A 1682-nucleotide genomic window follows, 5' to 3' on the forward strand; every position below is an offset into this window, starting at 1 on the left:
CGGCTCGCCGCTCAGTCGGCGAAGGCCGCCTTCGGCACGAAGAACAGCAGGGCGGTCGCGGCGAAGGCGCCAAGCGCGCAGATGAGCCACACCGCCATGTAGCCTGTGAGGCTCGCCGCCGTCGAGGTGACCGTCTCGGAGGCCGCAGTGAGCAGCACGACGCCGAAGACCGCCGAGGCGATCGAGCCGCCGATGGTCTTCGTCGTGTTGGTCATGCCGGTGGCAACGCCGGTCTGACCGCGCGGCGCGGCTGCCGCGGCGGCCGCGGGCAGTGCACCGACGAGCGCCCCCGACCCGAGCCCCGCGATCAGCATGTTGACCAGCACCTGCAGCGTCTGGGCGTGGAACGGCAGGAACAGCAGATAGCCGACGCCGACGAGCGCCGCGCCGATGATGAGGGCCCAGCGCGGGGTCGTCCAGTTCGAGACGAGCGGGAACAGCAGCGCGCCGACGATCATCGAGATGAGGTACACGCCGATGAGCAGCGAGCGGCCGGATGCCGCAAGCCCGAGCCCGTAGCCGTTCGCGGGGTCCGTGCCCGCGAAGGTCGACAGGGGCGCCTGCGCGCCGAGCAGGCTGATACCGATGAGCCCGGCCGTCGTGATGACGGGCCACATCGCGGGCTTCCGCATGACGCGCAGGTCGACGGCGGGGTCGGCGGTGCGCAGCTCGATGAGCCTGAACGGCACGAAGGCGAGCACGCCGAGCGCGATGAGCAGCCAGACCCAGAGGCTGCCGGGGCCCTGCGACCGCATCAGCGTGAGACCGCCCGTCACGAGCAGCAGAGCGACGGCGAGCACGGCGAACCCGGTGGAGTCGAGGCGGCGGCCGGGCAGCGGCTCGGACTCGGGCACCCCGAACAGGATCGCGAAGAAGACGAGCGTGACGCAGACGGCGGGCAGCGCGAGCGTGGCGGGCAGCGACCCCGTGGCGGTGAACAGGATGCCCGACAGGAGCGCCCCCGCGATCGCCCCCGTCTCGAGTGCGACGACGAGGAATCCGGCCGCCCGGCGGGTCTGCGACACCCCGGCATCCGATCGCCGCCCGCGCTCGAAGATCAGCGCGACCTCGAGCGGCAGCCAGACGACGTAGAAGCACTGCAGCGCGAACGCGATGAGGTAGGTCGTGAAGCTGCCGGCGAAGGCGAGCCACCACGTCGCGCCGGCGGTGAGCGCGGTCGCGACGAGCAGCACGCGCTTGTGCCCGTACATGTCGCCGAGCTTCGCGAGGATCGGCACGACGATCGCCGAGGCGAGCAGCTGGGCCGCGTCGAACCAGTTGTAGTCGGCGTCGTGGATGCCGAGGTGCTTCACGATGTCGCTGATGAGCGGCACGTAGTAGCCCTGCAGGATGCCGCTCGTCAGCTCGACGCAGAACAGCCAGCCGATCAGCGAGGCCGAGACGCCGAGCGAGGTGCGGGCGGCCGGCGCGGTCGTGGTCATGGACGGATGCTAGTGCCTCGCCCGGGCGCCGGGCCGGAGCGCCCGCTAGCGTGGTGCCGTGAGCTTCGAAGACGCACCGATCGACGCTGCCTCGGCCGAGCGGCTGGCGCGCTCCGGCCTTGAGCTGCGGCTCGTCGACCGCGCCGATCAGGCGGCGTTCGACGCATGGCTGCAGGCCGACAACCGCGGATTCCACGACCCCGCCGACGACCCGGCCGGGCTCGCCGAGGTGCGCGCGCA

General features: G+C 71.9%; 1 protein-coding gene and 1 pseudogene. One reads left to right on the forward strand and one right to left on the reverse strand.

The window, feature by feature from the left end; translation table 11 throughout:
* Positions 1–11 precede the first annotated feature (11 nt).
* Entirely contained in the window at positions 12–1442 is a 1431-nt protein-coding gene (locus ACM2XV_RS15020) for an MFS transporter (RefSeq protein WP_487027521.1), read from the reverse strand.
* Positions 1443–1500: 58 nt separating this feature from the next.
* On the opposite strand from ACM2XV_RS15020, the pseudogene ACM2XV_RS15025 reads away from it, so the two are divergent.
* Positions 1501–1682, forward strand: a pseudogene (locus ACM2XV_RS15025) (GNAT family N-acetyltransferase); the annotation flags it as partial.

The organism is Gryllotalpicola sp. CP2-P1, assembly GCF_057512245.1.